The sequence below is a fragment of the Candidatus Nanosynbacter sp. TM7-074 genome (assembly GCF_041006295.1).
Taxonomy (GTDB): domain Bacteria; phylum Patescibacteriota; class Saccharimonadia; order Saccharimonadales; family Saccharimonadaceae; genus Nanosynbacter.
Window position 1 is genome coordinate 572,734 of the sequence record NZ_CP158487.1, and the last position, 18,625, is coordinate 591,358.

At 43.4% G+C, this 18,625-nt stretch carries 20 protein-coding genes and 1 tRNA gene; 14 read left to right on the forward strand and 7 right to left on the reverse strand.

Features of this window, described 5'->3' with window-relative positions:
* The 3 genes from TM074_RS03045 to TM074_RS03055 are packed head-to-tail and all read left to right on the forward strand — an operon-like array spanning position 1 to position 3,501.
* The gene (locus TM074_RS03045) at positions 1-1,263 is read left to right on the forward strand and encodes a MurT ligase domain-containing protein (protein WP_369000231.1); all 1,263 of its coding nucleotides are present in this window, start codon (positions 1-3) and stop codon (positions 1,261-1,263) included.
* Entirely contained in the window at positions 1,260-1,985 is a 726-nt protein-coding gene (locus TM074_RS03050; RefSeq protein WP_369000232.1) for a type 1 glutamine amidotransferase, read from the forward strand. The genes TM074_RS03045 and TM074_RS03050 overlap by 4 nt, the downstream gene beginning before the upstream one ends.
* Before the next feature lie 4 nt (positions 1,986-1,989).
* Complete coding sequence (locus TM074_RS03055) at positions 1,990-3,501, forward strand: glycosyltransferase family 39 protein (RefSeq protein ID WP_369000233.1); 1,512 nt, start codon at positions 1,990-1,992, stop codon at positions 3,499-3,501.
* 44 nt (positions 3,502-3,545) lie between these two features.
* Here the strand turns inward: TM074_RS03055 and TM074_RS03060 are convergent.
* Positions 3,546-3,622: transfer RNA gene (locus tag TM074_RS03060), tRNA-Pro, on the reverse strand.
* Between the two features lie 274 nt (positions 3,623-3,896).
* Between TM074_RS03060 and TM074_RS03065 the strand changes: the two genes are divergently transcribed.
* The 6 genes from TM074_RS03065 to TM074_RS03090 all read left to right on the forward strand — a co-directional run bounded on the left by TM074_RS03065 (position 3,897) and on the right by TM074_RS03090 (position 9,364).
* Positions 3,897-4,352, forward strand: coding sequence for a CPBP family glutamic-type intramembrane protease (locus TM074_RS03065; RefSeq protein WP_369000692.1), 456 nt, complete (start codon positions 3,897-3,899; stop codon positions 4,350-4,352).
* Positions 4,353-4,477: 125 nt separating this feature from the next.
* A complete protein-coding gene (gene nadE / locus TM074_RS03070; RefSeq protein WP_369000234.1) occupies positions 4,478-5,305 on the forward strand; it encodes an ammonia-dependent NAD(+) synthetase in 828 nt (275 codons plus the stop codon).
* A gap of 43 nt (positions 5,306-5,348) precedes the next feature.
* A complete protein-coding gene (locus TM074_RS03075; RefSeq protein ID WP_369000235.1) occupies positions 5,349-6,023 on the forward strand; it encodes an NUDIX domain-containing protein in 675 nt (224 codons plus the stop codon).
* 117 nt (positions 6,024-6,140) lie between these two features.
* Entirely contained in the window at positions 6,141-6,776 is a 636-nt protein-coding gene (locus TM074_RS03080; RefSeq protein ID WP_369000236.1) for an isochorismatase family protein, read from the forward strand.
* Complete coding sequence (gene pncB, locus TM074_RS03085) at positions 6,777-8,021, forward strand: nicotinate phosphoribosyltransferase (protein ID WP_369000237.1); 1,245 nt, start codon at positions 6,777-6,779, stop codon at positions 8,019-8,021. It begins immediately after the preceding gene.
* Positions 8,018-9,364, forward strand: coding sequence for an NUDIX domain-containing protein (locus TM074_RS03090; RefSeq protein WP_369000238.1), 1,347 nt, complete (start codon positions 8,018-8,020; stop codon positions 9,362-9,364). The genes pncB and TM074_RS03090 overlap by 4 nt, the downstream gene beginning before the upstream one ends.
* Here TM074_RS03090 and TM074_RS03095 read toward each other — a convergent pair.
* The 5 genes from TM074_RS03095 to tsaE all read right to left on the reverse strand — a co-directional run bounded on the left by TM074_RS03095 (position 9,361) and on the right by tsaE (position 12,996).
* Positions 9,361-9,996, reverse strand: coding sequence for a 2,3-bisphosphoglycerate-dependent phosphoglycerate mutase (locus tag TM074_RS03095; RefSeq protein ID WP_369000239.1), 636 nt, complete (start codon positions 9,994-9,996; stop codon positions 9,361-9,363). The genes TM074_RS03090 and TM074_RS03095 overlap by 4 nt on opposite strands.
* Positions 9,996-10,523, reverse strand: coding sequence for an NUDIX domain-containing protein (locus TM074_RS03100; protein ID WP_369000240.1), 528 nt, complete (start codon positions 10,521-10,523; stop codon positions 9,996-9,998). Before TM074_RS03100 ends, TM074_RS03095 begins: the two co-directional genes overlap by 1 nt.
* Positions 10,523-12,013 (reverse strand): ribonuclease Y, encoded by a 1,491-nt coding sequence (gene rny / locus TM074_RS03105; protein WP_369000241.1) that lies wholly within the window; start codon positions 12,011-12,013, stop codon positions 10,523-10,525. Before rny ends, TM074_RS03100 begins: the two co-directional genes overlap by 1 nt.
* A gap of 153 nt (positions 12,014-12,166) precedes the next feature.
* On the reverse strand, positions 12,167-12,541 hold the full coding sequence (tsaB, locus tag TM074_RS03110; protein WP_369000242.1) for a tRNA (adenosine(37)-N6)-threonylcarbamoyltransferase complex dimerization subunit type 1 TsaB: 375 nt from the start codon (positions 12,539-12,541) through the stop codon (positions 12,167-12,169).
* A complete protein-coding gene (gene tsaE / locus TM074_RS03115; protein ID WP_369000243.1) occupies positions 12,538-12,996 on the reverse strand; it encodes a tRNA (adenosine(37)-N6)-threonylcarbamoyltransferase complex ATPase subunit type 1 TsaE in 459 nt (152 codons plus the stop codon). Before tsaE ends, tsaB begins: the two co-directional genes overlap by 4 nt.
* Positions 12,997-13,056: 60 nt before the next feature.
* On the opposite strand from tsaE, the gene TM074_RS03120 reads away from it, so the two are divergent.
* The 5 genes from TM074_RS03120 (at position 13,057) to TM074_RS03140 (ending at position 18,323) form a co-directional block, all read left to right on the forward strand.
* Complete coding sequence (locus TM074_RS03120; protein WP_369000244.1) at positions 13,057-14,835, forward strand: GspE/PulE family protein; 1,779 nt, start codon at positions 13,057-13,059, stop codon at positions 14,833-14,835.
* Positions 14,836-14,839: 4 nt separating this feature from the next.
* Entirely contained in the window at positions 14,840-16,066 is a 1,227-nt protein-coding gene (locus TM074_RS03125; protein ID WP_369000245.1) for a type II secretion system F family protein, read from the forward strand.
* 121 nt (positions 16,067-16,187) lie between these two features.
* Positions 16,188-17,171, forward strand: a complete 984-nt coding sequence (gene pilM / locus TM074_RS03130) for a pilus assembly protein PilM (protein ID WP_369000246.1) — start codon at positions 16,188-16,190, stop codon at positions 17,169-17,171.
* Positions 17,164-17,733 (forward strand): PilN domain-containing protein, encoded by a 570-nt coding sequence (locus TM074_RS03135; protein ID WP_369000247.1) that lies wholly within the window; start codon positions 17,164-17,166, stop codon positions 17,731-17,733. The genes pilM and TM074_RS03135 overlap by 8 nt, the downstream gene beginning before the upstream one ends.
* The gene (locus TM074_RS03140) at positions 17,730-18,323 is read left to right on the forward strand and encodes a hypothetical protein (protein ID WP_039327746.1); all 594 of its coding nucleotides are present in this window, start codon (positions 17,730-17,732) and stop codon (positions 18,321-18,323) included. The genes TM074_RS03135 and TM074_RS03140 overlap by 4 nt, the downstream gene beginning before the upstream one ends.
* Positions 18,324-18,399: 76 nt before the next feature.
* On the opposite strand, the gene TM074_RS03145 is transcribed toward TM074_RS03140, so the two are convergent.
* Positions 18,400-18,615 carry a hypothetical protein gene (locus TM074_RS03145; protein ID WP_369000248.1) on the reverse strand — a complete coding sequence of 72 codons (216 nt, stop codon included), beginning with the start codon at positions 18,613-18,615 and terminating at the stop codon, positions 18,400-18,402.
* Positions 18,616-18,625 lie beyond the last annotated feature (10 nt).

Below are 18,625 nucleotides of genomic sequence, written 5' to 3' on the forward strand. Positions count from 1 at the left end.
ATGGCAAGACAGATGATCAGTACTATAATTGGCAAAGGTGTCAAGAAGGTTGCGAGATTACGCGGCGGCGGCTCAGCTCTGCCAGGCTTAGTGATTGAGAAAATTGACCCAAAGTTCATCCAGCGCACACTGAAAGACCTACCACAAGGCGTGGTAATTATAAGCGGCACTAACGGAAAAACAACAACCACAAAAATCGTCGTGGAATTGCTCGAGTCAGTTGGACTAAGAGTTTTTACGAATCGGACTGGTAGCAATTTTTCCAGAGGTGTAGCAGCCGCACTGCTGGATGAAGTCAATCTCCGCGGTAAATTAGAGGCTGATATTGCAGTTTTGGAGCTTGACGAAGCTTGGGCGGTGAAATTTGTGCAAATGGTTCGCCCACGGTTCTCGCTACTATTAAACGTAATGCGTGATCAGCTGGATAGATTTGGAGAGATCGACAATACAGCGTCGCTGCTTCAGAAGATAGCCGAAGCAACTACCGATGCTGTTGTTCTTAATCGCGACGATCCACGAATTTTTAAGATTAGCAAACACATTCAGGCTAAAAAAGTATTTTTCGGCACAACCGATGAGCTACTTAAATTAATGCCGACCGACGACAACTTAAAATACGGCGCAGCAATCGCTAACCAAAGCGTAAACGTCGATGTTTTATTAAAAAAGATTAGCGGACAGGAGGCGACCCTACGAATTGATAACAAAGAAGCTGCTGTCAATTTAAAGCTTACCGGCGTTTATAATTTACTTAATGCCGCAGCAGCTACCGCCCTGGCGCGACAAATTACCGGACCGGAAGTTACAGACACCATATTGTCAGCGCTCGAAAATATTAAGCCAGCCTTTGGTCGCGGTGAAACAATTTTCCTAAACGGCACGCCGATTGAACTTATTCTCGTTAAAAATCCAAGCGGTTTTCGACTGGCGCTCTTGTCATTTGCCAAAAATAGCAGCGCGACAATGATCGCGGTTAATGACAATTTCGCAGACGGGCGAGATGTTAGTTGGTTTTGGGATGTTGACTTTTCATCTCTGAAAAAGGTAGCCATGATTAGTGGGGTGCGAGCTTATGACATGGCGCTGCGTCTTCAATATGACGAAGTTGCGGTTGAAAAAATTGACACCGATATTACGCGGGCGTTAGATGATTTTATCAACGACCGCCCAGAAGAACCAAAGCAAATATTCTGTAGCTATACCGCCATGACTGCAATTCGACGCCTGCTTAGCGAAAAAACCGACGTAGAGGAAATATTATGACAAAAATAACAATTGCACAACTTTATCCACGAGACATGAATTTATACGGCGACTGGGGCAACACGCTGGTCCTAAAAAAACGCCTAGAGTGGCGCGGTTTTGAAGTCGAAATTATCGACCACAATCCAGGCGATTCAACAGACTTTTCTAATATTGATATTTTCGTCGGTGGTGGCGGTCAAGACTCTGGCCAGACGATTATCCAAAACGACCTTTTGAAACGAGCAGACGAGCTCCGACAATTAGCAAACGACGGCGTGCCGATGCTAATGATTTGTGGTATGTATCAGCTCTTCGGCCGCTTTTTCCGCACACTTAAAGGCGAAGAGATTGTTGGCGCTAATATTTTACCGATTGAAACGATTGCTGGCGATGAGCGAATGATTGGCAATATTATTATCAAGAGTCAAGAATTTGGCGAGATTATCGGATACGAAAATCATAGTGGGCAGACCTTCCTTGATAAAACTGTCACGCCGCTAGGGCAAGTGATTAAGGGTGCTGGCAATAATATGATTGATGCAAGTGAAGGTGTTCGGTATAACAACGTTATAGCCACATATCTCCACGGCCCAATCCTACCAAAAAACCCACAAATTGCTGATTTTCTAATCAATGAGGCTTTAAGGCGACGCGATATTAGCATAGACTTTGGAGTAGATACTATTGACGATGAGATAGCCCACAAGGCACGTGAAATATCCCTAAAACTTCCCAGATAGTGTAATGAAAAATATATGCGCAAATCTTAAAAATCTACACACATTTCTTCATAAAATACCTGGCTGGGTCTGGCTAATTCCCATATTAATTTTAGCTATTAGCGCTCGCGCTGCCCAATTAACTAAGGCTAATATTTGGCACGATGAGGGCTATACTGCTACCATTATCAAGCAGCCCTTGATTGACATTATCTCCACGACAACCACGGACGTACATCCACCATTTTATTACATTATCATGCATTTTTGGCAATTACTTTTTGGCAATTCAGTCACTGCACTCAGAAGCTTTAGTGTCTTATGTGGCGCCATGACAGTCGCCATGCTATTTCTCTTACTGCAAAAGCTATTCTCTAAAAGAATCGCTATATTTGGAGCTTTTTTAGCAGCTTTAGGACCATTCCTGATCCGCTATAGCGACGAGGCGAGGATGTATGCTTTGGCGGCGCTGCTTAGCGTATCCGCCACCTATGCATTTATCATGGCGGTCGGCAGAAAAGACAAAAAACCCTGGTGGATATTATACGGATTTTTAGTGGCAATCGGCATTTACACACAGTATTTCCTGGCACTGCTAATTCCAGCTCACTTTGTCTATTTATGGCTAAAAATTGGCGGAGATCGCACTGCTATCATAAAAATTTTTACTAATAAAAATCTCTGGCTAGCAGCTGGGCTATGCTTTTTATTATTCTTACCTTGGCTGCCAGTAATGATCTCCCAGGTCAGTAGAGTCAGCGGCGAGTTTTGGATACCAGAAGTCAATAAATTTACCATACCAACAACCCTATCCATGTTCTTAACTTACGACGAGAGGATAGTCCGCTACTTTGGCTTACTGCTGCTACCAATTATGCTCATCGTATCACTCGTCTTAGCTAAAAAATTTCATAAATACCGAGCAGCAATATGGCTCATGACAATTTGGTCATTTCTACCAATGATCATCATCTACACACTTAGTAAAGGTCGCCCCGTTTATTTAGATCGCTATTTTACCTACTCAGCGCCAGTATTTTATAGTCTGATAGCCATCTACATAGGAATTATTTTTTCGAGCAAAAGGATTCGTAGTGTCGGTTTATCTATTATTTTCATATTGCTAATTGGCTGCTACATGTGGCATGTCGGCAGTAAAAATATAACAGAAGCATCCTGGAACAACACAGAAACTGCCATGAATCATATAAATGATAATATAAAAAGCAATGACGCTATTATCTCCGGTGAAATTTACACCTATTTTCACACATCTTATTACAATAGAACTAATAAAGAAATTATCCTGCTACGTCCAGACCAAGAGCTCAATTGGGCTGGTGAATGGGGGCTAATCAAAAAACTTAATACTCCAGAAATTAGCTCTTTAAACTCTGTAAAAACTCAAAGAATTTGGCTGATACTTCGCGCAAAAACATATGACAAATATAAAAAACAAATTCCGCCATCATGGCTAATGCAGCAAGAATTTCGTGATGGCGATCTGATCATTGGTTTGTACGAAAATAAAAAATAACCGACGAATTTGCCGGTTATCTTAATGTATTGAATGATTTAAATTGGTCGGGGTGAAAGGACTCGAACCTTCGACCTCACGGTCCCAAACCGCGCGCGCTAGCCAACTGCGCCACACCCCGAAAGATGATCTCGACACCTACCTCACTATTCTACCACACTTTACACATTAAATACAGCAATAATTAGCGATTTGAGTTAATATATAGACATACCCTCATAATTATGGCCAATACTAATCACACTACCCGCACAACTCACCGCCGACAAATGATATATCTCTGCGCCATTGTCTGCGTGTATCTCATGTTGTCCATTCTCATTTGTACCGGTGTCATTCCCTGGAATATGAAGTTCGCGACACTCGTCGTCGGTGCAGTAGCGATGTACATAGTGATGCGAATACTCGGCAATACGCACAATGACATCGGCATTACGCGGCAACGTACCATCTATTCACTCAAAACCGTGCTACCTATAACTATAGCTCTCATTATCGCAGCCGGGCTGTTTCTACTCCTCAAAAAACCTCGATTCTCACCAACCGAAGGAATAGGATTCTATGTATTTTATATTCTCATCTCGTGCCCGGCGCAAGAACTGTTATTTCGCGGCATCCTCAGCCGTATGCTGCAAGAACTACGGCTACACCGAGTACTGGAGCTTGGCGTAGCAGCCGCCCTTTTCGGTTATGTACATATCATCTACGGCGATATGCTCACTGTTGTTGTCATGGGCATCGTTGGCCTTTTCTGGTACCGAGCGTACCAGCTCTCATCAAACCTCATCGGCGTAACGATAAGCCACGTGGTACTTGGTGTGATGACGATCGCTTTGGGGATTATTGATTAACCTCAATTTGTTGTACAAATATCATACATACTCGTTTCTCGTAGATTATTGTTAAATACACACTAACTATGCTACACTCTACGTATAACCCTAAGCTGCCTACAGAAATAATAAAGGAGGTATATATGCGAGCCAAGCAACAAGAAATTATCGCCACTTTAGGAGTCAAACCCAATATACAGCCAGTACAAGAAATAGAAAAACGCAGCCAATTCTTAGCAAACTACCTAGGAGGAACTGGGCTGAATGGATTTGTGCTAGGCATTTCCGGCGGCCAAGATTCATTACTCGCGGGAATTATAACTCAACGCGCAGTAGACATATGTAATAAAAATAATCGCGAGGCATACTTTCACACAATGCTTCTTCCTTACGGAATACAACACGACCGCGCAGATGCTGAGCTAGCCGTTAAGACTATTAAGTCTTATGGCGAATCAAGCGTCATAGAACACGACATTGATATAAAACCTAGCGTCGACACACTTGTTGCGAACCTATACACCAATGGTCAAGAAATTAGCGATTTCGACAAAGGCAACATCAAGGCTCGTATCCGTATGATGGCACAATATGCTATTGCTGGTGCCTGCGGGTTATTGGTAGTTGGCACTGATCATGCCGCCGAATCAGTCACGGGATTTTTCACCAAGTTTGGCGATGGCGCTGCCGACATCATGCCCCTCTCTGGACTAACAAAACGCCAAGGTCGCGCTATGCTTGAGGTTTTAAATATCCCAGAATCTCTTCTGAATAAAACGCCGACCGCCGACTTGTTAGATAATAATCCAATTCAGCCCGACGAAACAGAATTGGGGATCAGTTACACCGAAATTGATGACTATCTTGAGGGTAAAACCATCAGTCCTAAGGTCGCCAAAATCATAGAAAATTTTTACGAAAAAACTCAACATAAACGTAATCTGCCGATACAGTACAGAGATAATAAATAAGAATAACTTGGCAAGCGGCTTACTTCAGGATAATATATATTGTATGAATTACACAAAACCGTACACACCCCCAACGCTAACCGTGGATGCGGTAATTTTTCAAATCTATAATGACGCATTGGAAGTATTGTTATTAAAACGGCCAAACGAACCTTTTAAAGGAGAATGGGCTCTCCCTGGAGGATATAACGCTAAAGGAGAAACGACAACAGATGCGCTTGAGCGTGTAGTCTCTCAAAAGACAGGAGTAAAAATCAAAGAAGATCTACACTACATCGAACAGCTTTACACGTTCGACACGATTGATCGCGATCCACGAGGACATGCAGTGTCTGTAACTTATTTAGGCTGTGGACGCAATATTACATATAATGAAGAATTAGAAGTGGCATTTTTTGATGTAAATAAACTACCAAAACTAGCATACGACCACGTTAATATTATTAAGTACGCCAAAGAGCGGCTAATCGCCAAGTTAACATATACGAATGCTGTGTCGGCATTTCTGGAGCGGCGTTTTACCCTGACCCAACTACAGAACGCCTACGAAATTATCTTTGATCGTGAATTTGATAAGCGTAATTTTCGCAAAAAATTCCTCAGCCTCAACCTCATTCATGAAACCAACGAGTTATGGCGTGACGGCGCACATCGCCCAGCAAAACTATATGAATTCAATTCAGATAGACTAGAGATTTTGAACCGCAGGTTCGACTAATCTTATTAGATAGATATATAAAATTTATATTTTTCATAAATTAGTGTTGACAATACAATAACTAACGATTAAACTAAATAGTAAGTGTAATTTATACATTAAGTAAGGAGGTAATCCATGGAAACAGTAAAACCAACTCGAAATATACTTGTTGCCGTTGATGTGCAGCATGATTTTATCGATGGTAGCCTGGCAGTTGCCGAGGGCGAGCAGGTCGTTGCCCCGCTCAACACCATCGCCGAGACCGTGCGACACCATGGCGGACAGGTCGTTTTTACCCGCGACTGGCACCCCGGTGAAACACCACATTTTGTTAATTTTGGTGGCCAGTGGCCAGTCCACTGCGTGGCCGGCACTACCGGCGCTAGCTTTCACGATAAACTCAACGTGCAGCCTGGTGACACTATTATCGACAAAGGCGTGGGCCAGACTGACGGGTACTCTGGCTGGGAGGGTCAGAGCGACACAGGCGAGACGCTGGAGACCATTATCACGCCACGAACACCTCACGAGAAGGTTCAGGTATTTCTCGGCGGACTGGCAACTGACTTTTGCGTGAAGTCAACTGCGCTGGACATTACCGAGCACTTCCAGAGTGACGATCAAGTGTCCATCTATCTACTGCGAGAGGCTGTTCGCGCCGTCGGACTGACGCCAAACGCTGAAGAAGAAGTACTAACCGCAATGAAGGAAGCTGGAATATTAGCAATATCAACCGAAGAAGCAAAAAAGATAATTGAGGAGACAGTTTAAATGGAAGAAGAATCAAAAATATCACAAGGATTAGATTATTATAAAGCAACCATGGGGATGAATGAATTCTTAAAACACCCTGAAGCTGAAGTCACCTTCACATTAAAGAATCGCTCTCCTAATTTATTATCAGAATTCGTCACCTCAGAGGAACTTAGAAATAGGCTTAGTGAGCTATCTGATGGATGGCGTCCTGATGAAATTGCTTACCTGGCCAGCCTACAAAATCAGGACGGCAAAGCACAATTTTCACCAGAATACCTAGATTTCCTCATGGAAAATCCCCTACCCCCAGTTGACATTAACTATGACGAGCACGGCGATTTATCAGTTAGTAGCACAGGAAAATGGCCGCTAGTTACATTCTGGGAAACGGTGATTATGAGCGAAATAAATGAAATATATTTTAAAAATAAGCTTACTAGTGAAGGTCGATCATTAGCCGAATTATATGCCGAAGGTGACCGTCGATTAAGTGAAAAAATTGCACTATTAAAGGATCTTCCATATATAAAATTCTCAGACTTCGGTACTCGACGACGGTTTAGTTATGATTGGCATAGACACGTAGTTGAGCGCGTTGCGACAGAGCTGCCGGATAATTTCGTTGGCACTTCAAATATATATCTGGCACATAAATTAGGACTAAAGCCAATTGGAACTTTTGCGCACGAAATGCCAATGGTTTATGCCGCACTAGCAGACAAGGGCGGAAATAATCCACTAGACGGCCACAATCAAGCATTGCAAGATTGGCAAAACACATATGGCAACGATCTATCAATCGCTTTAACCGATACATTTACAACAGACTTTTTCTTTGCCTATTTTACGCCTGAGCAGATGGATTCATGGAAAGGACTACGCCATGATTCTGGCGACCCGATAGATTTTGGAAATAAAGCTATTGAGGTCTATCAGAAAAACGGAATTGACCCAATGGAAAAAACTATCGTCTTTAGTGATGGACTTGATGCGGATGAAATTATTCGCCTGGCTGATTATTTCAAAGGTAGAATAAATGTCACATTTGGCTGGGGTACAACTTTAACCAATGACCTTGGCATCAAACCCAATAACTTCGTCATGAAAGCCACAGAAGTTGATGGAATATCCACAGTGAAGCTGAGCGACACACCTGGTAAACATACAGGTACGATTGATAAAATTAGCGAGTATAAACAACGCGTAAAAGAAGCTTTAGCAAAAAAAGCCTTAAGCGATAGCCTCCTAGTCGCAGTATGAAAGAAATAGAACCAACAAGCCTGAGGCACGAATTATGGTACGATGGTCCGAATTACACCGCGGATAGTGTAATTATTAATCCAGCATCACAAAAAATCCTTTTAATAAAACGTTCTAGCGGCGAGTGGGCACTACCTGGCGGTTTTATCGATCCCGGAGAAGATTCCCTTGCAGCGGCCATTCGCGAAACTAGAGAAGAAACTGGCGTCACAATTAGTGACGGGGCTACACTTATATTTAGAGGATTAGTTGACGACCCGCGCAATCGCCAAGAATCATGGATTGAGACGAGCGCCTACCTATTTACCGTATCTGACACGATAAAAGCGACCGGCCACGATGATGCAATTGACGCTGGTTGGTGGTCAATTGATAATTTACCCAGTCTTTACGCCTCACACGACTACATCTTGACAAGGGCGCTTGATCATTTATCTTGCCAAAACCTTATTGAAATAGCCCAGTCTCCAGAAACTTACCACGATGTGAGCGGTGGTCATATGCAATATGACAAAATTATTGCTACAAAAAACGGCCAGTCAGTATTTGTTAAACAGATATCAGCTAAGTATGACGATACGCCGAGACGAAACCGATTACATCAATATCTGGAGAAAGAAGCTTTCGTTATGGCTCACTTAAGGTCTCATGGATATAGCGGAATACCCGAGCGGTCAATTCTGCATGGTAGCGATACGCTCATCATGGATGCGATGGAACCTGACGGCGGATGGCAATGGCGAGCCAGGAAAGACACGCTCAATTCATACGTAAATTCAGCGATTGAAAAATTTAATGAGCTAGAGAGTATGCCACTACCGGCTGACGCTTTCGACATTGAACCGTCGCGTGATAGTTTTGTAAAAGAAGGTTGGCAATCAATTGATAATCAAAAAATAGATAAATTACATAAATTAGCACCAAGTTTTTTAGATAGATTAACACCCCGTAGCCAAGCAGCTGCTCAATCATTGCTAAGAAACCTAGCCTCGCTACGCCAAATAGGCAGCCAGACCCCTAGAACAAACTCATTAGTTTTTTGCCACCATGATATCCGACAATCAAACATGGCTTGGCACCCTAATTACGGTACTAGGTTGGTGGATTGGAGCTGGTCTGGGTTGGGTGAATCGGGTAGTGATATTACCAGCCTGCTAATTGACCTACATAAAAGCTACCATGATATCTCCCCTTATCAAAACATAATAAACTTAGATTATTGTCTCACACTAATGGGGTTTTGGTTGAATCATGCAACCTGGCCGCATCACGGCGATGACACGACTAGATTTCAGCAATTCTTGTCGGCCCTCAGCGCCTATGAGATATACATAAATGGCTAAGCGTTTACCGGACCAATATTTACCGATAGAATTTCTTTTTTAGTTGGCAAATTATTATCAGCTTCAAATTTGTAAAGCAATAATTGACCAAACGGCATTTCTACGTTTGCCATTTCTGACTCTGAAATTTGGTCAAGATGTTTGATTAACGCCCGAATAGAATTTCCATGCGCTACTAATAAAATATTCTCGCCCGCCTGAAGTTTCGGTAAAATTTCCCGCTCAAAATACGGAACCACTCGCGCGTAAACGTCTTTTAATGTTTCGCCGCCTGGCACCAGATAATCCCAACCGCGCCTAATTCCATTGAACGCCTCTTCACCAATCTCGTCCTTCACTTGCCACTTATTTTTACCAGTCAAATCCCCATAATCACGCTCATTCAGCTCAGTCGCCCGCGTTGTCTTCAGACTGACTATACCACACCCCTCAAGCAGGGCATCCAGCGTTTGGTGCGTCCGCTTTAGCGCTGACGTGTAGGCCTCGTCAAACTTGATATCCTTAAGGAGAACACCCAAGCACACTGAGTCAGCCCACCCTTTTTCCGTTAACCCCACGTCAGTCCAGCCCGTCCACTTGCCTAGTAGATTCCATTCACTCTCACCGTGTCGACAGATAACTAATAATCCCACTATTTTCCTCCCAGTATCGGCGCAAAAAACTCTATTCGCTCATTTTTTACGCCATCCTCATCAACTATTTTCGTATTTACGTAACCGAATTTATCAGCCGCCCAAAAACGAATTGCCCATAATAATGACCCGTCATTAGAGTCAATTTCACTCTTAGAAATAAGTTTGCTAGACACTATTTCTGACTCTTGAAGCTTTATTTTAGACAAGACATTATTTTCCAATTGCGCAAAAAATACAAACTGATTTGTCAAAAACTCATCAGAATGACGCGATGCTACCATGGCTAACTGTAGGTTTTCGGCATCAATTTTAATACCCACCTCCTCCTCGACTTCACGCACTGCCGCCTCCAGCGGAGATTCTCCAGGATCAACAATTCCGCCAGGTAGCGACCAGTGATCTTTGTAGTCCGATTTGACGATTAATAATTCGCCCTGCTCATTTTCTATTAACACCGCCGCACTAGAAAAACGCTTGTCTAAACTAGCCAACCAAGTTCGCCGCTGCTCGTCAGTAAATTTCATTATTTTGCAAACTCAATTGCTCGCGTTTCGCGAATGACATTAACCTTAATCGTGCCAGGATACTGCATGGTCGACTCAATCTTCGTAGCAATGTCTCGCGCTAATTTAATTGCCGATAAATCATCAATTGTTTGCGGCTTAACAATCACCCGAACTTCACGTCCAGCCGAAATTGCGTAGGCTTTATCAATTCCTTCAAAGCTAGTCGCCACATTCTCCAAATCACGCATTCGTTCAGCAAAGTTCTCAGCTGAAACATTACGCGCACCTGGACGCGCCGCCGAAGCTGCATCACAAACCCGCACAATAATCGCTTCTGGCGTAGTTGCCTCGATGTCATCATGATGAGCCTCAATTGCATGTACAATTCTCTCGTCCATGCCGTATTTACGCGCCAATTCCGCACCAATATGATGATGCTTGCCCTCAATTTTATGAGTCACTGCCTTACCAACGTCATGTAATAGTGTAGCAATTTTTGTAATACGCACATCAGCGCCAATTTCCTCAGCAATCATACCAGCAATTTGCGCCATCTCTGTTGAGTGTTTCAGGACGTTCTGACCAAAGCTAGTACGAAACTTCAGTTCACCAAGCAGTAGCAACATTTCCTTTGGAATACCGACCACGCCAGTCTCGCGCATAGCATCTTCACCAGCCTGTCTAACCTCTTTATCAATTTGCTTTTTAGCCTTAGCGACAACTTCCTCAATGCGCGCTGGATGAATGCGCCCGTCCTTCATCAACATCTCCAAGCTCAAACGAGCCACCTGTCGACGAACTGGATCAAAGCTCGACAGCACTATCATACCCGGTGTATCATCCACTAAAATATCAACACCAGTTTCACGCTGCAGCGCCTGAATATTGCGACCTTCCTTGCCGATGATTCGACCTTTCATCTCATCATCAGTCAATTTAACCGCAGTAACTGTGCGCTCGGCTGTTACCTCGCTACTCATCCGCTCCATTGCCGTCACCAAAATCATCTGCGCCCGTTCTTCGGCGTCATCCATTGCATCATGTTGCAATTTTGACACCAAACCAGCCAAATCCTGCTTAATATCACGCTCGGTCATCTGCATCAGTTTGTCGGCTGCGTCTTTCTTTTTCAGTCCAGCAATTTTCTCAAGCTTCTCCTGCTGACGCGTACGGATATCACGAATCTCATTTTTAAGGTTATCAACCTCATCTTCATGGGTACGCAGCTTCTCCGCTCGCCGATCCAGCTCATCCAACTTATTATCAAGTGCTCTCTCGCGATCCGCCAAACGATTCTCGGTTTTTTGCCACTCCTTACGGCGCTCATTCTCAATTTTCAGCGCCTCGTCTTTGGCTTTCAAAACAATATCGCTAGCCTTCGTCTTGGCATCAGCCAAATCACGCTCAATTTGATTTTTGCCATTAATTTGGCGCGTTCGTTGATATCCTACGAAACCACCAACGCCAACACCTGCACCAACAATGGCGGCAATGATCATCTCTATCATATTATTCCTTTCCGATCAGCCGCCCTTGAGTGTTCGTCTCAAGGAAATATATCAACAGCCAATCAATTTCAAACTATCTAAATCTGGCGAATCAGAACTTACAAAACGCCGTAATTTAATTATACACGGTTTTGAAGATTTTGGCACTGAAAATCATTTTCGCGGCGAGGTAACATGAGCGGCGGCACCATACTCTGGCATGACAATTTTCTCGTTCTCGCCAGCGTACAGTTTTTTAAGCGTCATCTCCCGCCAGTCTTCGCCCGTTGCACCGACAATAGGTACATTCAGGCTATCCGCCAGCGTATTGGCAACTGTAAGTCCAATCCTTAATCCAGTAAAACTGCCCGGCCCCTTCATTACGCCGATACCACTGATATCGTGCAAATCACCGGTTTTTTCTTCCAAGAATTTCAATAAGCCGCGCGCCAACGTCCGCCCCGCTTGCCACTCAAAATCCTGCCGAACCTCATCATCAACCAACGTTAAAAAACAAGTTGCCGTCGAGGTATCTAATAAGATTATCATGCCAAATTCTCCTTTATCTTCTGCCAAAGTTCAGTCGACCTTTTACCGCCGGGATGAAATTCTACCAGCCGCTCTTCCTCGCTAGTCGCTGTAATTTTTATCGCCAAACGATCTTCCGGCAAGTCACCATCAACTGCACCCGCCCACTCAACGACCACCACCGAATCATTGTCTACAGCTTCGCTAATCTCATCACCCATAATGCCAGCCTCACCCAATCGATAAAAATCATAGTGTACCAAACGCAGCCCCCTCGGTGAATCATATACTCGAGAAATCGTAAAAGTTGGACTCTGGACAGGCTCATTGATATCTAAAGCCTTAGCAATCCCCTTTGTCAACGTCGTCTTCCCGGCGCCAATATCACCAACCAATTCCAGCACTTCACCACCAGAAACCGCCTGGCCAATTGCCACACCTAATCGTTGCATCTTCTCGTCGCTATCAATTTTCACCCTTCTATTATACTATGCTGGCTTTTTTTTAGCGACGGTAGTACAATAATCATAAGAATTATGCGTATTTCAGATCAAACAATTGAAAGTATTCTGAAAGAAGGTGGGGTTATTGATGAGTCGCAGCTTGCTGATTTAAAGCTGCTCGCTGAACGATCAAAACAAACGCTACAAGAAGCCATTATTGAACAAAAGGTTCTATCCGAAGAGGACCTGACAAAGCTAATTAGTGACTATATCGGCGTACCTTTCGTTAGAATCGAACCAAAAGATATTCCCGAAGAAGTATTAAAGCGGATCCCTGAACATATTGCACGCCAGTATAATGTTGTACTCTTCGAAAAAAATGATGATGAGAGTCTATCTCTGGCCATGGAGGACCCAGACGACGTTCAGGCGCTAAATTTCATCCAAAAAGAAATTGGCTACAATACTAAAGTTTTTCTGGCGACAAGAAGTAATATCTTAGAATGCTTAGACAACTATCGAGGAAATATCGATGCTGAGCTAGACGAAGTTATTGCCGTACAAAAAGACGCTTCTGCTGACGATCAAAATATCAGTCAGGACGATTTTGCGGAAAACTCACCAATTGCCCAGACTGTTAACCTACTGCTAGAGTACGCCATTAAATCCAATGCTTCTGATATCCATATTGAGCCGCGCGAAGATTACGTCCAGGTCCGCTACCGAATTGATGGCGTCCTAAAAGAAGTTAACAAGCTACCACGTAACGTCCACGGGGCCTTGGTCAGTCGCATAAAAATCCTATCTAACCTAAAAATCGACGAACGCCGCGTACCCCAAGACGGACGCTTTAAGATAAAACTTTCCTCAAAGCAATATGCCTTTCGCGTTTCAACATTACCAATCACCGATGGCGAGAAAGTGGTGATGCGTATTCTGGATGAGTCAAATCAAGCAGTTAAACTTGATCAGCTGGGCTACTGGGGGCTGTCGCTTGCTACCGTAAAAGACGCCATGGCGCAGCCAAACGGTATGATTTTGGTGACCGGGCCGACTGGCTCAGGAAAGTCGACTTCTCTGTTTAGTGTGTTGTCGGAGCTTAATACGCCAGATGTTAATATTTCGACAATTGAAGACCCGGTTGAATACAAAATCCCTGGCGTCAACCAAACTCAGACCAACGCCAAAGCCGGCATGACCTTTGCTTCAGGACTGCGCGCATTGCTTCGCCAAGACCCAAACATCATCATGGTTGGAGAAATCCGTGACGGTGAAACTGCCAACCTCGGCGTGCAGGCGGCGCTGACTGGACACTTGGTGTTCTCAACCCTCCACACCAACAACGCCGCAACTTGTTTGCCACGTTTGCTGGACATGGGAATCGAACCCTTCTTGATCGCTTCGACAGTCAAAGCAGTGATTGGTCAGCGATTAGTACGAAGGCTCTGCATGAACTGCCGTCAGGAATATACACCAAACCAAGAAGAATTGAAGTACATAACTGAGATGTTTAATATCGACACCAAATCAATTAAAAAAATTCACAGCCTAGAGCAGCAGGCTTTTGATGATAAAATTGGTGGCGACACACCAATGGGCTCAACCGAGCAAACAATCGCCCGGCTATGGAAGCCAAGCCCTGAAGGCTGTGACGAATGTGGACATAATGGCTTTAAGGGACGTGTTGGTATTTACGAGGTTCTCGGCATTTCTATCCCTATTCAAAAAATGATTACCGCCAATGCCACCAGTAACGACATCCAGGATCAAGCAATTTCTGAAGGCATGGTAACTATGCAGATGGATGGCCTCATTAAATCACTGCGCGGAATCACAACAACCGAAGAAGTATTGAGGGCAACAAGGGAGTAGCGTCATGCCAGTTTTTGAATATTTACTTGTCAATAAGAAAAAAGAAACTGTCTCCTCAACAATAGAGGCGGCCGATAAATTATCAGCTATCAACACTTTAAAATCACGCGGGCAATTGATAAAAATCGAAGAAAAGAGCGCAAAAAAAGCTGGCGGTTTTTCGTTTGGCAAAAAAAAGAAAGGCGCCAAAACCGATGAGCTAGTAATGTTTACACGCCAATTAAGCGCCATGGTTTCAGCTGGCGTGCCGATTCTTCGTTCGCTAAATTCAATGGCCAAGCACGCTGAGAGCGTCGGCTTCCGAGAGACAATTAACGCTGTTATTAAAGACATCGAAGGTGGTATGTCATTTGCTGATGCTCTAGGAAAACATCCAGAAACCTTCAACGACATCTACGTTAATATGGTCGCCGCTGGTGAAACCGGAGGTATTCTGGACGACATTTTGAAACGACTAGCCTTGCAACAAGAAAAAAACTCATCCATGAAGAAAAAGATTAAAGGCGCCATGACATACCCAATCGTTCTTTTGGTGATAACCATCATTGCCTTCTTCATTTTGATGACCTTTATTATTCCAGTCATTGGTAAAACTATTAAAGACATGGGCGGGCCAGATGCTAAGCTGCCACTACTCACTGAAATCATGCTCGGTATTAGCGACTTTATGGTATCGTTCTGGTATTTGATTGTCCCAGCATTCATCGGCGGAATTTGGGCACTAATTCGCTACATTAAAACCCCAAAGGGACGCGTTAAATTCCACCATATCATCATTAAGGTTCCTGCGGTTGGGGCAATCGTTAGAAAAGTAGCAATTGCAAGGTTCACAAGAACCTTCTCCGCTCTCATTGGCGCCGGCGTAGCCGTGTTAGAAGCTCTGGACGTCACCTCCCGCGCAGTTGGCAACGTTGTCTACGAAGAATCCTTGAGGGAAGCCACCAAGCGCGTCCAAAATGGTGAAGTCTTGTCGAGGATTATCGCCGAGAGGGATGATTTATATCCACCAATTGTTGCTCAGATGCTATCTGTCGGTGAAGAGACTGGACAAACAGACAAAGTGCTTATCAAGGTTGCCGACTTTTACGAAGAAGAAGTTGACACTGCGATTGACGGAGTCAGTTCCATTATCGAGCCAGTAATGATTGTGGCAATGGGTGGCGTGATTGCTTTGGTGGCAGTCAGTGTGATGGGGCCAATTACCAGCATGGCAGGACAAGTTAAGGGATAGTTTTTCAAAAAAGCTTATGCTATAATACCGGTATATAGGTGGGAAGAAGAAAGTGTCGAGTATATTTTATAGAAAAAAACCAATAATCGGCTTAGATATCAGTAGAACGAGCATTAAAATTATGTCAATTGACAAAACTCGTATGCTGGTTCATGGTTATGGCTCAATTAACCTTGACTCCCAACAAAATGATGGCAATTCTAATGATAACGTTGAATACCTAGCTCAAAACATAAAAGAGCTATTAAAGAATAACATTGTTGGACAGATTGACAGTAATCGCGTAGCTATTGGTATTCCAACCAGCCGAACATTTTCGCGGACATTCACCCTGCCCATGAAAGAAGAAGCTAATATAATTAGTGCGGTAAATCTGGAGGTTGAACAGTATATTCCAGCTCCACTTGATTCACTTTATGTAGATTACAGAATTATCAATCGCTCAAAAGATGAGCTTAGCGTGCTAATGTGTGCCGCTCCAAAAAAGATGATTGACAACATGTTGGATGCTGCGCAGCGATGTGGACTAGAGGTTGCAGCTATCGAGCCAAATGTTAATGCAATATCAAGACTCTTAAAGAAAACCGAAGAAGGCATGCTACCAACAGTTATCGTTGATATCGGTACATCAGCTACCGACATAGCTATCTTAGACTCTGATATCCGCGTGACTGGAGGGTCTAACGTGGGTGGCTATACGCTGACCCTGAACCTGGCTAAGAAAATGAATGTTCCAATTGAAACAGCTCACCAATTCAAAGTCCTAAACGGACTCAATCCTGGACCAAGGCAAGCTCGCATTACCGGAGCTCTGCAGCCAAGTCTACACAAAATGACCAACGAGATTAAACGCGTTATGCGATACTACACTGACCGATTCCCGGATGAGAGAAAAATTGAGCAAATCCTTATCGTTGGTGGAGGCGGAAATGTGCCAGGAATTGGAGAATTTTTCACCAATGAACTATTAATGCCAGCCCGCGTAGCCAGTCCATGGCAGTTATTAAATTTCGGTAATCTCGAACAGCCAGCCAAACAATTGAGATCCCAGCTTTCGCCCGTCGCAGGACTAGCGCTTATTCGACAGGAGGATATCTATGATTAATCTTCTGCCTCCTCAAGAAAAAAAGCAGATCAGAGCCGGACGGGTCAATATAATACTAAGGCGATATTGCATAATATCATTGGTATTTGCCGGCTTGTTATTCTTAACAATTGGCGGATTTTATCTATTCCTAGAAAATAGTAAAACAGCAGCCCAAAACAATATTAACGAAGGAAACGCCAAACTAGCTCAACACCAATCAACTCAAAAAGACGTTGATGGATTTATAAAAGACCTAGCTGATGCTAAGGCTATTATTGGCAGCGAGGCTCACTACTCATCAATTATTCCTAAAATTGCCCAACACATTCCGTCTGGTATAGTTTTAGAATCATTAACCCTGGACACTTCCGCCCTAGATAAACCAATGTCATTAATCGCACTTGGAAAAACTAAAGACGACTCTATTCGGTTAAAAACAAATCTAGAGAAATCAGAAATTTTTAAAGATGTCCACCTAGAAAGCATAGTATATAGCGACGGAAAAGCAGAAAAGTCCTCAGACTACCCCGTCGTAATAACTATTAGTGTTACGCCGAAGCCGGAGGTTTTAAAGCAATGAAAAAAGTATTAAATGCCAGCATCATGCGCATTATTATGACATTACTGCTCATTGTTATTCTGGCCGCAATGATTGGCGCTGTAACTTTTGCCTACTCATTCCTCAGTAAAGCATCAGAAGATGTCGGAAAAATGCAAAACGAAGCAGTAGCTATTGACTCGAAAATACAGAATCTGCTTGTCCTAAAAGATCAGCTCGACAAAAACTCTGACATTGCTAAAAAAGCTAAAAATATAGTTTCTGAGTCAAAGATGTACCAATATCAAAATCAAATTGTACAAGATTTATCAACCTATGCCGACCGTGCAGGCATTCCAATTCGCTCGTTTACTTTCCAGAGCGATTCAAAAAATTCAGCCCAATCTCCAGCCGCAAAAAAGAAAACAAATACTGGACCAGCTGGCATTAAAAGCACCTTTGTATCTATTCAGCTAGGTGAAAAAATTGACTATGTACGTTTTCTGCATTTCCTTAATTTGATTGAGAAAAACGTTACTCGTATGCAGCTATCAGGCGTTGCGATTTCCAGAGCGCCAGACAGTCGCGAGGTATCAGTCCAAGAATTTGAAGTAAAGGTGTATACAAGATGAAACCATCGATATCAGAACAGCTTGAACCAATTATAAAGCCTCTATCAAAGTTTCTGTGGCGATTCCATGTTATGATCTACAGCATAGCCGTCATCGGAGGACTGTCAATTGCTATATTTCTCTTAAGCAGTCTCCTTTCAATATCTAGTGAGCCAGTCCCAGCTTCATCAGCGACATTTGATAAAAAAACCATGAAGATAATAAAGGATTTTCGCACTTCAACTTCCGGCAATGATCCACTGACTTTGCCCGCCGGACGATCTAATCCATTTGCTGAATAAAATATAACCATATATACTAAG

Coding starts and splice junctions, on each gene's coding strand:
- TM074_RS03080 (WP_369000236.1), top strand. CDS start 6,141: ATGGAAACAGTAAAACCAACTCGAAATATACTTGTTGCCGTTGATGTG.
- pncB (WP_369000237.1), top strand. CDS start 6,777: ATGGAAGAAGAATCAAAAATATCACAAGGATTAGATTATTATAAAGCA.
- TM074_RS03065 (WP_369000692.1), top strand. CDS start 3,897: ATGCGAATACTCGGCAATACGCACAATGACATCGGCATTACGCGGCAA.
- TM074_RS03100 (WP_369000240.1), bottom strand. CDS start 10,523: ATGAAATTTACTGACGAGCAGCGGCGAACTTGGTTGGCTAGTTTAGAC.
- TM074_RS03120 (WP_369000244.1), top strand. CDS start 13,057: ATGCGTATTTCAGATCAAACAATTGAAAGTATTCTGAAAGAAGGTGGG.
- pilM (WP_369000246.1), top strand. CDS start 16,188: ATGTCAATTGACAAAACTCGTATGCTGGTTCATGGTTATGGCTCAATT.
- TM074_RS03140 (WP_039327746.1), top strand. CDS start 17,730: ATGAAAAAAGTATTAAATGCCAGCATCATGCGCATTATTATGACATTA.
- TM074_RS03125 (WP_369000245.1), top strand. CDS start 14,840: ATGCCAGTTTTTGAATATTTACTTGTCAATAAGAAAAAAGAAACTGTC.
- TM074_RS03050 (WP_369000232.1), top strand. CDS start 1,260: ATGACAAAAATAACAATTGCACAACTTTATCCACGAGACATGAATTTA.
- TM074_RS03075 (WP_369000235.1), top strand. CDS start 5,349: ATGAATTACACAAAACCGTACACACCCCCAACGCTAACCGTGGATGCG.
- nadE (WP_369000234.1), top strand. CDS start 4,478: ATGCGAGCCAAGCAACAAGAAATTATCGCCACTTTAGGAGTCAAACCC.
- TM074_RS03045 (WP_369000231.1), top strand. CDS start 1: ATGGCAAGACAGATGATCAGTACTATAATTGGCAAAGGTGTCAAGAAG.
- TM074_RS03055 (WP_369000233.1), top strand. CDS start 1,990: ATGAAAAATATATGCGCAAATCTTAAAAATCTACACACATTTCTTCAT.
- TM074_RS03090 (WP_369000238.1), top strand. CDS start 8,018: ATGAAAGAAATAGAACCAACAAGCCTGAGGCACGAATTATGGTACGAT.
- TM074_RS03145 (WP_369000248.1), bottom strand. CDS start 18,615: ATGGTTATATTTTATTCAGCAAATGGATTAGATCGTCCGGCGGGCAAA.
- rny (WP_369000241.1), bottom strand. CDS start 12,013: ATGATAGAGATGATCATTGCCGCCATTGTTGGTGCAGGTGTTGGCGTT.
- TM074_RS03135 (WP_369000247.1), top strand. CDS start 17,164: ATGATTAATCTTCTGCCTCCTCAAGAAAAAAAGCAGATCAGAGCCGGA.
- tsaB (WP_369000242.1), bottom strand. CDS start 12,541: ATGATAATCTTATTAGATACCTCGACGGCAACTTGTTTTTTAACGTTG.